The 13,394-nt window shown below is 62.3% G+C and carries 15 protein-coding genes and 2 tRNA genes; 8 read left to right on the top strand and 9 right to left on the bottom strand.

Annotated elements, in window-relative coordinates:
- Window positions 1-175: 175 nt before the first annotated feature.
- The 6 genes from O6R08_RS07480 (at window position 176) to O6R08_RS07505 (ending at window position 5,963) form a co-directional block, all read left to right on the top strand.
- Window positions 176-1,330, top strand: a complete 1,155-nt coding sequence (locus O6R08_RS07480) for a Mur ligase family protein (protein ID WP_271419311.1) — start codon at window positions 176-178, stop codon at window positions 1,328-1,330.
- Window positions 1,327-2,055 carry a type 1 glutamine amidotransferase gene (locus tag O6R08_RS07485; RefSeq protein WP_271417566.1) on the top strand — a complete coding sequence of 243 codons (729 nt, stop codon included), beginning with the start codon at window positions 1,327-1,329 and terminating at the stop codon, window positions 2,053-2,055. The genes O6R08_RS07480 and O6R08_RS07485 overlap by 4 nt, the downstream gene beginning before the upstream one ends.
- Window positions 2,056-2,111: 56 nt before the next feature.
- A tRNA-Lys gene (locus O6R08_RS07490) sits at window positions 2,112-2,184 on the top strand.
- A gap of 430 nt (window positions 2,185-2,614) precedes the next feature.
- Window positions 2,615-3,925, top strand: coding sequence for an ABC transporter substrate-binding protein (locus O6R08_RS07495; RefSeq protein ID WP_271417567.1), 1,311 nt, complete (start codon window positions 2,615-2,617; stop codon window positions 3,923-3,925).
- Window positions 3,926-4,038: 113 nt separating this feature from the next.
- On the top strand, window positions 4,039-5,085 hold the full coding sequence (locus O6R08_RS07500) for a carbohydrate ABC transporter permease (protein ID WP_271417568.1): 1,047 nt from the start codon (window positions 4,039-4,041) through the stop codon (window positions 5,083-5,085).
- Complete coding sequence (locus O6R08_RS07505; protein ID WP_271417569.1) at window positions 5,082-5,963, top strand: carbohydrate ABC transporter permease; 882 nt, start codon at window positions 5,082-5,084, stop codon at window positions 5,961-5,963. The genes O6R08_RS07500 and O6R08_RS07505 overlap by 4 nt, the downstream gene beginning before the upstream one ends.
- A gap of 100 nt (window positions 5,964-6,063) precedes the next feature.
- On the opposite strand, the gene O6R08_RS07510 is transcribed toward O6R08_RS07505, so the two are convergent.
- Window positions 6,064-6,630: a DUF3618 domain-containing protein gene (locus tag O6R08_RS07510; protein WP_271417570.1), complete on the bottom strand. Its 567-nt coding sequence runs from the start codon at window positions 6,628-6,630 to the stop codon at window positions 6,064-6,066.
- A gap of 83 nt (window positions 6,631-6,713) precedes the next feature.
- Here O6R08_RS07510 and bcp point away from each other — a divergent pair, with 83 nt between their 5' ends.
- Window positions 6,714-7,199 (top strand): thioredoxin-dependent thiol peroxidase, encoded by a 486-nt coding sequence (gene bcp, locus O6R08_RS07515; RefSeq protein ID WP_271417571.1) that lies wholly within the window; start codon window positions 6,714-6,716, stop codon window positions 7,197-7,199.
- A gap of 49 nt (window positions 7,200-7,248) precedes the next feature.
- Window positions 7,249-7,330 (top strand) — tRNA-Leu (locus tag O6R08_RS07520).
- A gap of 130 nt (window positions 7,331-7,460) precedes the next feature.
- On the opposite strand, the gene O6R08_RS07525 is transcribed toward O6R08_RS07520, so the two are convergent.
- The 8 genes from O6R08_RS07525 to clpS form a co-directional block, all read right to left on the bottom strand.
- Window positions 7,461-8,849 (bottom strand): DNA polymerase IV, encoded by a 1,389-nt coding sequence (locus O6R08_RS07525; RefSeq protein ID WP_271417572.1) that lies wholly within the window; start codon window positions 8,847-8,849, stop codon window positions 7,461-7,463.
- The gene (locus O6R08_RS07530; protein WP_271417573.1) at window positions 8,846-9,316 is read right to left on the bottom strand and encodes a dihydrofolate reductase; all 471 of its coding nucleotides are present in this window, start codon (window positions 9,314-9,316) and stop codon (window positions 8,846-8,848) included. The genes O6R08_RS07525 and O6R08_RS07530 overlap by 4 nt, the downstream gene beginning before the upstream one ends.
- A 40-nt stretch (window positions 9,317-9,356) precedes the next feature.
- A complete protein-coding gene (locus tag O6R08_RS07535) occupies window positions 9,357-10,169 on the bottom strand; it encodes a thymidylate synthase (protein ID WP_271417574.1) in 813 nt (270 codons plus the stop codon).
- A 1-nt stretch (window position 10,170) separates the two neighbouring features.
- Complete coding sequence (gene rdgB / locus O6R08_RS07540; protein WP_271417575.1) at window positions 10,171-10,785, bottom strand: RdgB/HAM1 family non-canonical purine NTP pyrophosphatase; 615 nt, start codon at window positions 10,783-10,785, stop codon at window positions 10,171-10,173.
- Complete coding sequence (gene rph, locus O6R08_RS07545) at window positions 10,782-11,546, bottom strand: ribonuclease PH (RefSeq protein WP_408640102.1); 765 nt, start codon at window positions 11,544-11,546, stop codon at window positions 10,782-10,784. The genes rdgB and rph overlap by 4 nt, the downstream gene beginning before the upstream one ends.
- Before the next feature lie 23 nt (window positions 11,547-11,569).
- Window positions 11,570-12,424 (bottom strand): glutamate racemase, encoded by an 855-nt coding sequence (gene murI, locus O6R08_RS07550; protein WP_271417577.1) that lies wholly within the window; start codon window positions 12,422-12,424, stop codon window positions 11,570-11,572.
- A gap of 85 nt (window positions 12,425-12,509) precedes the next feature.
- A complete protein-coding gene (locus O6R08_RS07555; protein ID WP_271417578.1) occupies window positions 12,510-13,067 on the bottom strand; it encodes a DUF2017 family protein in 558 nt (185 codons plus the stop codon).
- Window positions 13,064-13,357 (bottom strand): ATP-dependent Clp protease adapter ClpS, encoded by a 294-nt coding sequence (gene clpS, locus O6R08_RS07560; protein WP_271417579.1) that lies wholly within the window; start codon window positions 13,355-13,357, stop codon window positions 13,064-13,066. The genes O6R08_RS07555 and clpS overlap by 4 nt, the downstream gene beginning before the upstream one ends.
- Window positions 13,358-13,394: the final 37 nt, after the last annotated feature.

The following is a 13,394-nucleotide window of genomic DNA, read 5'->3' on the forward strand; positions in this document are numbered from 1 at the left end:
GAGTGCACCGGGGCCGTCATCCCTTCCTGCCATGATTGGGACCATGACCTCGTCATCTGGAAGACACCGCACCTCCCTGCGGCTGCACCTGGCCCTGCTGGCCGGGCGGACAGCGGCAACAGCCTCCCGCTTGGCAGGGAAGGGCTCGGGAGCGTCAATTCGCGGTCGGGTGACGATGAAATTGGCCCCCAACGCCTTGCCCGAGCTGCTGGCAGACCGTCGTATCGCCAGTGTCACCGGCACCAACGGCAAGACCACCACTACTCATTTCCTCACCGCCGCAGTGCGAGCTGGGACTCCTGACGACCAACGAAACGTCGTCACCAATGCCGATGGGGCCAACCTTCATCACGGTATCGTCTCGGCCCTGGGAGAGGCCCCTGACGCCACCATCGCCGTGTTAGAGACCGATGAGAGGGTTGTCGCCGATGTCGTCGCGATGGGCAACCCAGAAGTACTGGTCCTGCTCAACTTCAGCCGTGACCAGTTGGACCGCAACCACGAGTTGACCTTCCTGGGACGCGACTGGCGTGCTGCCCTGGACAAGGCCGCCGAGCATGGCCCGACAGTGATCGCCAACGCCTGTGACCCACTCATCGTGTGGGTGTGTCAGAAAGCTCGTCATGTCATCTGGGTGAACACCAACCCTCGGTGGACCGCTGACTCGACGCTGTGCCCCAACTGTGGCGCCGTCCTCACCCATGGCGAGGACGGCTGGGATTGCCCTGGATGTGAGCTGCGTCAGCCTGCCGCCGATTGGTGGGTGGAAGGACACGAGGCCGTCGAGGCTTCCGGGAGACGTTTCCCCCTCGACGTCCAGGTGCCCGGTTCCTTCAACCTCGCCAACGCCACCTGCGCCCTTGCCGCGGCCATCCACATGGGCATCCAGCCCGAAGATGCGCTGCGCGGGATCGCCACGGTGGAGTCGCCGGCTGGCCGCTATGCCACCTGCACCATCAGCGGCACCCATTGCCGTCTACTGTTGTCGAAGAATCCTGCCGGCTGGACCGAATCCCTGCCGCTGACGACCTCCGATCCGCTGGTGCTGGCCATCGACGCGGTGGCTGCTGACGGCAAGGACGTCTCCTGGTTGTGGGACGTCGATTACGAGCAGTTGGCCGGGCGGACCGTCATCTGCACCGGCCCGCGCGCACTCGACCTGGCCGTCAGACTGCAATACGCCGGGGTGGAGCACGTCGTCATTGAGGACCTCTCCCAGGCTCTCAGCTCGCCTCTGCTGGCTGGCAAGTGGGACTCTGACCATCCCATCGACGTGCTGTCGACCTACACCCCTTTCCAGAAACTGCGCCGACTCGGAGGACTGGCATGAACACCGACCGTCCCAAGATCGTCCTGCTGTACCAGTCCTTGTTGGGCATCTACGGCGATCATGGCAATGCTGTCGTGCTCACCAAGAGACTGCAATGGCGCGGCATCGACGCCGAGCTCGTCACCGTCGAGCCCGGCCAGAAGGTGCCCACTGACGGGGCCGTCTATCTGCTGGGAGGTGGCGAGGACACCGCCCAGATCACCGCTGTCCAGGAGCTCAAGGCCGATGGCGGATTGTTCACCGCCCTCGACGACGGCGCCATGCTGTTCGCGGTGTGCGCCGGCTATCAGATCTGCGGCAAGTCCTTCACCATCGGAGCTCATGACGAGGTCATCGAGGGACTCGGGCTTCTCGACGCCGAGACCCGACGCGGCCCACAGCGTGCTGTCGGGGAAGTTCTGCACATCTGGACCCAGCCCGACGGGAACACGTGCCCGATCACCGGTTTCGAGAACCACGGTGGCTGGACAGAACTTGGTTCTGACGCCAAACCGCTGGCTGCCGTCGAGGTGGGTTGGGGCAACGGTAACCGTCGCGACGAGGGAGCCGTGCAGGGCCGTGTCATCGGCACCTATCCGCACGGACCAGTTCTTGCACGCAACCCACAGCTGGCCGACCATGTGCTTGACATGGCTCTAGGACGCCATTTGGAGCCCCTCGACATACCCGAGATCACGGCGTTGAGGCAGCGTCGAATCGATGCCGCACGCACCAGTCGGCCATGAATCCGTCACCTCGATTTTGCATCCTGGCCGAAGTCCGCTAATGTTTCTCCTCGCCGGCGCTGCTAGCTCAATTGGCAGAGCAGCTGACTCTTAATCAGCGGGTTCAGGGTTCGAGTCCCTGGCGGCGCACCGGAACGGAAGCCGTTCCATCCTGGAGACAGGGTGGAACGGCTTCCTTCATGTTGCCTCCTACACAGCCCGAGACTCCTACACAGCCCAAGACTTTGCGACCTGTCCTCCCATCGAGGCCCGAGGTCGCCCCGCCTCCCGAACATGGCCATCCTGGTGACACCACTCAGAGGAATCCCTTCTTCCACACTCATTCAGACGGATTCAGCGACATACCAACACCACTGCGACCAGATTGGTGAGAGGAACAACCCCCAATCTCACTTGCTGTGCACGATCATTCACGTTCCTCGCAAAATGACATGCACACATGTCAGGGGGTCGGTGTAAGGTCCTAAGTGAGGTTGTGACCTATCGCACCTGCAGGAAATCGCTGATGCGTCCGTGATGTCGGTGTCGACATCGCCCAGTTCAAGGAGGAAGAAGTCACATGACGCACTACACACATTCCCGTCGGGCCTTCATCCAGGGCTCCGTCGGAGCACTGGCGCTCGGTGCCTTGGCAGCTTGTTCCAACGGGGACTCGAAGGGCTCCGAATCCAACAAGCCCGCCACGGGCGCAGACTTCACCGGAGAAGGCCCCATCAGCTGGGTGCAGGGCAAGGACTTCTCCGGCGGAATGGTCCAGAAGCGCATTGACGAGTGGAACAAGAAGTACCCCAAGGAGAAGGTCACTCTCATTGAGTTGTCCTCGGAGGCCGACCAGCAGCGTCAGTCCCTCATCAACGCCGCTCAGACGAACTCTGCCGCCTACGACGTCATTGGCCTTGACCTGGTGTGGGTTGCCGAGTTCGCGGCCAACCGCTGGATCGTGGAGATCCCGCAGGACATGAAGCCCGACGGCATCATTGACTCGGTGTGGGAGACCGGTTCGTACCGCGACAGGCAGTACGCCGTCCCGTACGCCACGGACGCCCCCATCATGTACTACCGCAAGGACTTCCTCGAGAAGGCCAAGGTCGAGGTTCCCAAGACCTGGGACGACGTCAAGAAGGCCACCGAGGCCGTCCGCAAACTCCCCGGTATGCAGAACATCGGCGGATTCGGTGGCCAGTGGGCCAAGTACGAGGGGCTCACCTGCAACATCTGCGAGTTCATCACCACCTGTGGCGGTGCGATCGTCGATGACTCCGGAAAGGTGGTCGTCGACTCCCCGGAGTCCATCAAGGGCATCCAGACCGCGGTGGACGCCTTCAAGTCCAACCTCATCCCGACTGCCGCCCTGGAGTGGAAGGAGGAGGACAGCCGTAACGGCTTCGAGTCCGGCAAGGTCCTCTTCCTGCGTAACTGGCCTTACCAGTACGGCAACGACGTAAAGGAACTGGGCCCCGACAAGTTCGGCATCGCCCCCCTGCCTTCCATCGACGGCAAGGCGTTCATGGCAACCCTGGGCGGCCACAACTGCGCCATCACCACCAACTGCAAGAACAAGGCGACGGCCCTCAAGTTCGTCAAGTGGTGGACCAACGAGGAGTCCGAACAGTACAACCTCGAGAAGCAGTCCAACGCGCCGATCTACGGTGAGCTGTACACCAAGGACGACAACGTCAAGAACTACCCGTACCTGCCAACCTTGAAGGCCTCCCTGGACAGCGCCAAGGGCCGTCCGCATGCCGTCGCCTACGGTGACGTCACTGCGGCCATCCAGGACGCCATCTACCCGGCTCTGCAGGGCAAGACGGACGCCCAGACCGCAGCCAAGCAGCTGGCCGACAAGCTGAAGACGATCATCAAGAACTGACCGTCACGCAGTATCAGCCACATGGATACGGCGGGGCGGGGCACCCACCCCGCCGTATCCATGACATCGCTCGCACCACCTGGCAGACAGCACCGGGGACAAGGAGCTTCATCATGACCGCCGCAACAGTCGAACCGGCCCGCAAACGGTCTTCGCGGGCCAGAGCCCAGGAACGCCTGGCCCTGGCGCTCATCACACCAACCCTCATCGTCTTGACGATCGTCATCGTCATTCCCGTCATTCAATCGATGAAGCAGGCCCTCTACGGCCAGCCTGGTTTGGATCCTGAAACGGGATTCGTCAACGACACCGAGCCGTTCGTCGGAATGAAGAACTTCACCGACATCTTCACCGGCTCGGGAGATCGATTCTGGAACGCGTTGTGGAACACCACCCTCTTCGGTGTCGTCACGGTCGTGCTCGAAACCGTGCTGGGCGTCATCATGGCGCTGATCATGCACCGGGCGATGGCCGGACGGGGCGTCGTTAGAGCCTCCATCCTCGTCCCTTGGGCCATCCCTACCGCAGTCTCGGCCATCTTGTGGGGCTGGATCTTCAACCAGAACGGTGTGGCCAACGCCATCATCGGCCGGCAGATCATGTGGGCATCAGGCGACTGGACGGCCAAGTGGTCGATCATCATCGCTGACGTCTGGAAGACCGCCCCCTACATCGGTCTGTTGACGCTGGCGGGCCTCCAGGTGATACCCACCGAGGTCTATGAGGCGGCCAAGGTCGATGGTGCCAATGCGTGGAAGAGGTTCGTCTCGATCACCTTGCCACTGGTCAAACCGGCCCTGGTGGTCGCTGTGCTGTTCCGAACCCTTGACGCGCTACGCATGTTCGACCTGCCGTTCATCCTCGTCGGCCCGCGCAGGGAGTCGGTCGAGACCTTGTCGATGTTGGTCCAGGATGAGGCGTCGAACCTGAGGTACGGAGCGGCCGCCGCATACGCCATCATCTTGTTCCTCTACGTGTTCATCATCGCATTCGCCTTCATCAAGATCCTGGGCGCCGACCTCATCGGTGACGAGGGTAAGCGCAACAAGATGAAGGCCACCACCTTCGTCAACGGTGGACGTCCTGGTGGGCGTCGTGGCCGACAGAAGGCGAACGCCGCACAAGCCGCAACAACGAGTGGCAAGGAGGTGTCGGCATGAGCACCGCTACGGCAACCGCACCGGGAGCCATCGACCAGGAAACCCACCACAAGAACAACACCTGGGCCAAGGCGCTGCCGATCATCGGCATCATCCTCATCGTCATCTACTGCTTGGCGCCCTTCTACTGGATGGTCGTGTCCTCGCTGCGCCCTGACGACGAGATCTTCGACAACACGTGGTGGCCAGCTCACCCGTCATTGGAGAACTACCGGGCCGTCTTCCATCCGAGCAACAACTTCCTGCGCGGGCTGGGTAACTCTCTCATCGTCTCGCTGTCGGTGACCATCATTGCCCTGCTCATCGCCACCTTCGCCTCCTACGCCCTTGCGCGTCTGGACTTCCGTGGCAAGGGCGGATTGCTCATCCTCATCATTGCGACGTCGATGTTCCCGCTGGTGGCCATCATCGTCCCGCTGCTGAAGAACTTCTCGGCGTGGCACTGGATCAACACCTACCAGGCCATGATCATCCCCGATCTGTCCTTCTCGCTGCCCTTGGCGGTGTGGAACCTGACGACGTTCTTCAAACAGATGCCCGACGAGCTGGAGCAGGCGGCCATGATCGACGGCTGCTCCCCCGCTCAGGCCTTCCGCAAGGTCATTCTGCCTCTGGCTGCACCCGGCATCTTCACCACGGCGATCATCGTGTTCATCGGGGCGTGGAATGAGTTCCTCGTCGCCGTCACCATGATCAACGATCCGAAAATGGAGCCTGCCACGGTGCTGCTGTCGAAGTTCACCGGCGCTTCCCAGTTCAACACCCCGTTCGGCTCCCAGATGGCTGCCGGGGTCGTCATGACGGTGCCGCTGGTCATCATGGTGTTGATCTTCCAGCGTCGGATCGTCGCCGGCCTGTCTGCCGGCAGCCTCAAGTGATCCCCGCCTGACGACATAGTTCGGCCCCGGTCCGCGCTGGACCGGGGCCGAACTCGTGCTGGATCGGTGTGAGTTGATCAGGTCATGTCGACCCGATCACTCAGGCGACGCCTTCCTCGCGTTCGGCAGCAGCCTGGGAACGCAGCACGGCGGCCTGCTTGAGCATCTTCTCGGCAAGGTTGCTCATCGACGAGTCATCCGTGCTGAGCTTGCCGTACTTCTTGGCGTTCTTCTTACTGAGCTTGGCGTTCTTCTTGGCGGCCTTGGCGTCATCCTTGCGACGCTGCTTGGCCTCCTTGCGAACCCGCTTGGCCTCGGAGAGCTGCAGCTTCTCGAGCTTGCGGCGAGCGGTGGCTCCGGTGGCGCGACCAACGATCGCACGCAGCACGATGATGCTGACGATACCGGCAGCCAGCGCACCCCCAGCGATGGCAATCCGCTGGATGCGCCAACCGTTCTCGTCCTTGACCTGGCCCTTGACCTGGTCGAACTCACCCTGCACGAAATCGCGGGCACGATCAGATGCCTCACGCTTGAGGGTGGCCGGATGCACCTGCTCCACGAGGCTCTCCATCCCGGCCGCCAGACGAGCACGAGTCGCTGCAATGTCCCGCCTGATCTCGTCAGCGGAGCGCTCGTCCTTCGCCTTCGACTTGCTATCAGCCATGTGACCCCTCCTGGTGCCGTGTCTGCGCTTTGCGCCGACGTAGGCTCGGCGCTGGTCTGGCAACAGCCTATATCGTTGAGGGCATGAGTACCCGTCTTCAGCCCGGTAATGAGGCCCCTGATTTCACACTGCCCGCCGCTGACGGCAGTCAGATCACCCTGTCCGACTTCGCTGGCAAGCGAGTCATCGTGTACTTCTACCCTGCGGCCATGACCCCTGGGTGTACCACCCAGGCTGTCGATTTCACGGCTCATCTGGCCGATTTTGAGGGCGCTGGCTACTCGGTGCTGGGCATCTCGCCCGACCCGGTTGCCAAGCTCCAGGCATTCGTCGCCAAGGAGTCGTTGACTCTGACTCTGCTCTCCGACGAGGACAAGGCCGTCATGACGGCTTACGGAACGTACGGCCCCAAGAACGTCTATGGCAAAGAGATCGTCGGCGTGATTCGTTCCACCTTCGTCATTGACGTCGATGAGGACGGTTCGTGCACGATCGTTGAAGCTCAGTACAATGTTCGAGCCAAGGGCCACGTCGACAAGCTCTGCAGGGAACTCAAGATCGGCTGCTGATTCGGGAACACCGAGGGCCTGAGGTTGCCCGGGGCTGCAAGGCCCCGACGCCGGAGTGGTGGAATTGGTAGACACGCAGGATTTAGGTTCCTGTGCCTTGTGGTGTGAGGGTTCGAGTCCCTTCTCCGGCACCGTAGTGACGTGATTCACCCATGTGTGATCGTGGGGATGATTGGCATTGACGGCCGCTTCTCCGCACAGGCTGATCAAGAGGGTCCAAACGGGCCGAGGCGCGGACCAGTCATCACCCTCGTATCGACCTCAGCCGTTTTCCCCGGCGGGTTGCCATGCCAGCGGCAGAGGATGGGCCGGATGCAAGGCCTCGTCGTCCTGGCTAACCGACTTCACCCGACCGATCTGGCTGCCCCGATGCTCAAAACGGCAGGTGACAATGCCGTGGCCCGACCCCCACACCCAGCCGCGGCCATAGTCGTCGTGGATGAGGTCTGCGCCAGGCGGCCAGGTGCGTCCATCGAAGGATCGGCGCCGTCCGAACGGGCCGGGTTGGATAGGAGTGACGTCCTCGGTCACGTCGGGCTCGTCACGCAGATGTCCGTCGTCGTCGGTGGTGAACAGTTCTTCCTGGGCTGAGGTCGTGAAGTTGGACACACCAACCCCCAGCAACCGAACCCCCTCACGCAGGTCAAGAGAGTCGAGCATCTGCACCGCCACATGAGAGATTCGCTCGGGCGAATCGGTGGCTCCAGTCAGGGTCACCGATCGTGACCACACCTGAAAGTCCGCCATCTTGGCCTTGAGGGTCACGGTGCGGGCGAAATGCCCGGCCTTCTTGAGACGCCCACACACCAGCCCCGCATGACGCTCCACGATCTGACGGCACTCTTGCCGGTCGGTGAGATCGTGCTCGAAAGTGTCCTCAACCGAAATCGACTTGGCGATTCGGCTGGCCGCCACAGGGCGGTCGTCCCATGCCCGTGACAAGGCGACAAGGCTCGTGCCTGCTGCCTGGCCCAATTCGTGGACGAGCTCGGACTCCCGAGCGGAACGGACATCAGCAATGGTACGAAGACCCAACTTTTCCAACCGTTGCGCTGTCACGGGACCGACCCCCGGAATAGCCCGCGCCGGCAGGGGCGCAATGGTGTCAGCCTCGGTTCCGGGCGCAACGAGGGCGGTCTGGTCGCTGTAGCCACGCTTGGGCTTGGCCATCTCGGAGGCGACCTTCGCCATGAACTTGCTCGACCCGATCCCCACCGAGCAGCTCAATCCCTCAGTGCGCTCGAAGACTCGGGCGCGAAGATCAGCGGCCACCTGGCGCAAACCCTCCAGGTCATCGACGTCGATCCCGCCAGCCTCCAGATCGACGAAGGCCTCGTCAAGGCTCAACGGCTCCACCAGCGGCGAGACTTCTCGCAGGGTTGCCATGACGACCTTCGACGACTCTCGATACGCCTCAAATCGCCCCGAGAGGAACGCAGCATGGGGAGCCAGGCGGCGAGCCTGCGACCCTGCCATGGCGGAATGGACCCCGAATGCACGAGCTTCGTAGGAGGCGGTGGCCACGACTCCCCTACCACCGACCCCACCGACGATGACGGCCTTGCCGACCAGGGACGGCTTGTCCCGTTGCTCCACCGAGGCGAAGAAGGCATCCATGTCCAGGTGGAGGATCGAGGCCGTCGATCTCATGCCCGACGCCGGTACCCGACGAAGTCGAACCCATCTCGGGGCTCACGTCGGGTCTCAGCCCACACCTGCCGATCAATCTGGGGGAATGTTGCCGAGCCTGCCGGACTCTGGTGGACCTCGGTGATGTCGAGCTCGTCGCACAGGTCGAGGCCATCAGCGTAAATCTGGCCTCCCCCGGCGATGAAACAGATGTCCTCGCCGGCCTGGCGAGCCATCTCCACGGCTTCGCGCGGACTAGCGGCGACGTCAACGCCATCGGCAGACCACTGCCGGTCACGGGTGCAAATGATGTGACGACGCCCCGGAAGTTTGCCGACCTGCTCAAAGGTACGCCGCCCGAACACCAGGGTGTGACCCATCGTCACCTTCTTGAACCGGCGGAAATCCTCGCTGATGTGCCACAGCATGTCCTGCCCGGACCCTATGACACCGTTATCAGCGACGGCGGCGATGGCGACGACCTTCATCGTGTCTCCTGGTACTTCAAATAGTGCGATCCGGCTAGGTTCAGACGGCAATCGGAGCGGGAAGTGCCGGGTACGGGTCATACCCAGTCACGGTGATGTCCGACAGCTCGAATCCGTCAATGTCACGAATGTCTGGATTGACGGTCACCTGAGGCAGCTGACGGGGCTCACGGGTGAGCTGCTCGTGCACCTGATCCAGATGATTGAGGTAGAGATGAGCATCGCCCACGGTATGAACGAACTTCAGCGGCTTCAACCCCGTCACCGATGCCACCAGATGCGTAAGCAAGGCGTACGACGCAATATTGAACGGCACACCGAGGAAGGTGTCACCGGAACGCTGGTAGAGCTGACAGCTCAACCATTCAGGCTTCCCGTCCTCGTCAGGGGTGACATAGAACTGGAACAACGTATGGCAGGGAGGCAGGGCCATCTGGTCGACCTCAGCCACATTCCACGCCGAGACGATGTGACGACGCGACCACGGGTTGGTGCGAATCTGCTCGATAACCCTGGCAATCTGGTCGATCGTGCCGCCGTCGGCGTCAGGCCAGGACCGCCACTGATGGCCGTACACCGGTCCCAGATCGCCATTCTCGTCAGCCCATTCGTCCCAGATATGGATGTTGTTGTCGTGCAGCCAGCCGATATTGGTGTCCCCACGCAAGAACCACAACAGCTCCCCGAACACACTGCGGGTGTAAATCTTCTTCGTCGTCACCAACGGGAAGCCCTCACGCAGATCAAAGGACATCTGGTGACCAAAGACACTCAACGTCCCGGTGCCCGTGCGATCCTCTCGACGCACCCCCTCATCGAGAATCCGCTGCAACAAATCCAGGTAAACCTGCACGTCAACGACCTTCCAGATGAGCGACGACCGCCGGGACGATGGCACGAACGGCCTGCCCCCGGTGGCTGATGGCGTCCTTGACCTCCGCAGACATCTCGGCGCTGGTCAGATCACCGGGCTGGGCGTCAGGCACGAACATCGGATCATAACCAAACCCGTTCTCCCCGCGAGCCTCCGCGATGATCCTGCCCTCCATCGTGGCCACCTTGGTGATCTCGGTGCCATCCGGGTCAACGAAAGCCATCGCACACACGAACCGACCATGACGCCGCTCGTGGGGAAGATCGAAGGTTTGGTCAAGCAACAACTGAAGGTTGCGCTCATCAGTGGCATCCGGCCCCGACCAGCGCGACGAACGAATCCCAGGCATCCGGTTGAGGGCGTCAACCTCGATGCCAGAATCGTCGGCCAGAGCCGGCAAACCCGTGTCGTGGGCGGCGGCTCGGGCCTTGATGAGGGCGTTCTCGACAAAGGTGGTGCCCGTCTCCTCAGGGGCAGGGGCGCCACTGACCTCAGACAGGGCGACGATCTCGACGTCGGTACCGGCCGCCTCGAAGGTACGACGCAGCTCGACCACCTTCTTGGCGTTGTTGGACGCCAACACGATCCTGCTCACACCGACACCCCCAACGCCTCCGACTGGGCAGCCTTGAGACTGGCACACCCGCCGGCAGCCAGGTCGAGCAACTCGTTGAGCAGATCGCGGTTGAAGGGAGCCCCCTCCGCGGTTCCCTGGATCTCCACGAAGTCACCATTGCCGCTCATGACAACATTCATGTCGGTGTCAGCCCGCGAATCCTCCTCATAGGCGAGGTCAAGCATCGGCGTACCGCCGACCACGCCGACCGAGATGGCCTGCACCGAACCAGTGATGGGCTCGCCCACCAATCCGCCACGCTCACGCAACCAGGTGACGGCGTCAACCAGGGCAACATAGGCGCCGGTGATGGAAGCCGTGCGAGTACCGCCGTCGGCCTGCAACACATCACAGTCAAGGATGATGGTGTTCTCCCCCAGCGCCTTGTCATCGACGACAGCGCGCAGCGAGCGCCCCACCAGGCGGGAAATCTCATGGGTCCGTCCACCGATCTTGCCCTTACGGGACTCTCGACCGGAACGCTCATTGGTGGCGCGGGGCAGCATCTCGTACTCGGCAGTCACCCAGCCAAGCCCCGACCCCTTGCGCCAGCGCGGCACCCCCTCAGTGACCGAGGCATTGCACAACACCGTCGTGCGCCCGAAGCTCACCAGCACCGAACCTTCAGCCTGGCTCAACCAGCCGCGTTCGATCCTCACGTCTCGCAACTGGTCCAGGCGGCGTCCATCAATTCGAGAAGTCTCACTCACGCCGTCAAGAGTAGTGGGAGGGGCTGACACGAATCCCGACGCGGCACACCCGCTCAGTTGCGCACCACCGCACGGTCCCCGAAAGAAGGTTGATCGGCGTGCACCGACTGCACGTCATGAACAAAACCCTCCATGAGTCGTCGTCCCAATGTCTCGAAACGCTCAGCATTACCCGTCGTCAGGAAGTAGCGGCTGGATTCCCGAGGCTCGGAGTGCAGCAACCCCGACTCAGCCAGCAAGGAATACGAGGCCCGGGCGCACTGATGGGAGGACGAGATGAGGGTGACGTCGTCGCCCAGCACATAGGAAATGAGCCCAGCCAACAGCGGATAGTGAGTACACCCCAGAATGAGGGTGTCGCAGCCAGCCTCCTGAATCGGCGTGAGGTAATCGCGAGCAATGGCTTCCAGCTCTGCGCCGCTGGTGACCCCCTGCTCGACGTAAGGGACGAACTTCGGACACGCCTGAGTCGTCAAAGTAATGCCAGGCACCGCCGCCAGGGCATCCTCATAAGCCAAGGAGCGGGCCGTGGCCTCGGTGCAAATAACACCGATACGACCATTCCGGGTCGCTGAACTGGCCCGCCGAGCAGCCGGCATGATGACGTCAATCACCGGCACGTCATAGCGTTCCCGAGCATCCCGAAGCACCGCCGACGATGCCGTATTACAGGCGATGAGCAAGGCTTTCACCCCGTGGGCGACGAGCCGGTCGAGGCATTGCAGGGCGTAACGACGCACCTGGGCAATCGTCTTGTCACCATAAGGAGCACGGTCCGTGTCACCCAGATAGACGATGTCCTCATTGGGCATGAGGTCGACGACGGATCGGGCCACCGTCAACCCTCCGAATCCAGAATCGAAGATGCCGATCGGTGAGTCGACAACGTCGAAATCAGATTCGGTCACGGCTGGCAAGACTACCCCGCCCTGGATGGTCTCCGAGGTGACCCTGGGGATGCGCGGGCCGGTGGGCGTCCGAGACGCCGACGCCCTACTCCGACAGCTCCACCTCGACAAGCACCTCGACGACGAAGCCAAGCCACTCGTAAACGCGCTCCTCCTGCGCATCCACGTCCTCCTGGGCGAGACGGGCGACCTCGTCAGCGCTGATCTGGTCGGTAATGCCCAACCTGGTAGCCATCATCACCCGCAAGGCATTGACCGTGCGAAGCCATCTCTGCGTGGTCTGAGGATTCATGGGGATGACGCCAGTTCGCTGCAAGGTGTCCAGATCAGTCCGCAGCGCCTGGGCATCCTGCCAGCGCGCGGCGACCTCCTCGACGTCATGGCGGGCGTGGAACCCGGCGTCGGCAGCGTCATCGCCGCGATAGGCGCTGGGCAGAATGCTCCGACTCACCTCGTCGTCCTGCGGGCCAGAGAACTGGCTCTCCCAGAAGGCGAACGGATCTGCGTCGCGGGTGCGCTGAGCAAGACCGTCGCGCAAACCCGACAACGCCTCGAGGTAATGCCCCAGGGCGATCTCGACGCCGATGATCTCCTCGCTGTCCCAGTACCAGACCCACCGACTCCGGGTGCCCTCAATCCTCATTCCTGCCCGCCCTGTTCGACCGAGGCCTGAAGACCATAACTGTGCATGGCGTGCACCGCGATCTCCATCTCCTCCTTGGAGCCCTCGGCCACCGTCGCCCGACCATTGTTGTGGACCTGGATCATGAGTTGCACGGCTTTCTCACGGGGATAGCCGAAATACCTCATGAACACCATCGTCACGTAGTCCATGAGGTTCACCGGATCGTCCCAGACGACCGTCGTCCACGTCGATTCCTCATCGGTGAGTCGAGCTGTCCGCACAACGGGGTCCACGGTGGGTGCAGTCATGTGCCCATTGTGTCATCACGCGAGGGCACACAGACCT

The sequence above is a fragment of the Cutibacterium equinum genome (genome assembly GCF_028021195.1).
Classification (GTDB): domain Bacteria; phylum Actinomycetota; class Actinomycetes; order Propionibacteriales; family Propionibacteriaceae; genus Cutibacterium; species Cutibacterium equinum.

Bases quoted from the DNA above. Each gene is read 5' to 3' on its own strand.
- O6R08_RS07480 (WP_271419311.1), top strand. From the start codon at position 176: ATGAAATTGGCCCCCAACGCCTTGCCCGAGCTGCTGGCAGACCGTCGT.
- O6R08_RS07485 (WP_271417566.1), top strand. From the start codon at position 1,327: ATGAACACCGACCGTCCCAAGATCGTCCTGCTGTACCAGTCCTTGTTG.
- O6R08_RS07495 (WP_271417567.1), top strand. From the start codon at position 2,615: ATGACGCACTACACACATTCCCGTCGGGCCTTCATCCAGGGCTCCGTC.
- O6R08_RS07500 (WP_271417568.1), top strand. From the start codon at position 4,039: ATGACCGCCGCAACAGTCGAACCGGCCCGCAAACGGTCTTCGCGGGCC.
- O6R08_RS07505 (WP_271417569.1), top strand. From the start codon at position 5,082: ATGAGCACCGCTACGGCAACCGCACCGGGAGCCATCGACCAGGAAACC.
- O6R08_RS07510 (WP_271417570.1), bottom strand. From the start codon at position 6,630: ATGGCTGATAGCAAGTCGAAGGCGAAGGACGAGCGCTCCGCTGACGAG.
- bcp (WP_271417571.1), top strand. From the start codon at position 6,714: ATGAGTACCCGTCTTCAGCCCGGTAATGAGGCCCCTGATTTCACACTG.
- O6R08_RS07525 (WP_271417572.1), bottom strand. From the start codon at position 8,849: ATGAGATCGACGGCCTCGATCCTCCACCTGGACATGGATGCCTTCTTC.
- O6R08_RS07530 (WP_271417573.1), bottom strand. From the start codon at position 9,316: ATGAAGGTCGTCGCCATCGCCGCCGTCGCTGATAACGGTGTCATAGGG.
- O6R08_RS07555 (WP_271417578.1), bottom strand. From the start codon at position 13,067: ATGAGGATTGAGGGCACCCGGAGTCGGTGGGTCTGGTACTGGGACAGC.
- clpS (WP_271417579.1), bottom strand. From the start codon at position 13,357: ATGACTGCACCCACCGTGGACCCCGTTGTGCGGACAGCTCGACTCACC.